Genomic DNA, 280 nt, shown 5'->3' on the forward strand with positions numbered 1-280 from the left:
GCTGGCGGCGCTGAGCAGGTAGAGGTGGACGCTGACCTGTGGCGCCAGCGCGCGCACGCGGACCTTGGTGGTGTCGGCGCTCGCGGCGGTGAACGGGTCCACCAGCGTCATGCCCACGCCGGCCTCCACCAGCGCGCGGGCGAGCTGGTAGGTCTGCACGGTGATGTGGCTGGCCAGCGTCTGGCCCAGCGCCTCGCCGGCGTGGTGCAGCAGGCTGGCGAGCGGGTCGTCGCTGTGCAGGCCAACGATCTCGGTGCGGATGTCGGCCAGGTCCAGCGGG

Annotated in this window: 1 protein-coding gene; it reads right to left on the bottom strand. The window is 73.2% G+C overall.

Features of this window, described 5'->3' with window-relative positions:
• On the bottom strand, nucleotides 1-280 hold a 280-nt coding region (locus tag ACG04Q_RS25645), incomplete at both ends, for a LysR substrate-binding domain-containing protein (protein ID WP_394514715.1).

The sequence above is a fragment of the Pelomonas lactea genome, from assembly GCF_043555885.1.
GTDB classification, from domain to species: Bacteria; Pseudomonadota; Gammaproteobacteria; order Burkholderiales; family Burkholderiaceae_C; genus Pelomonas; species Pelomonas lactea.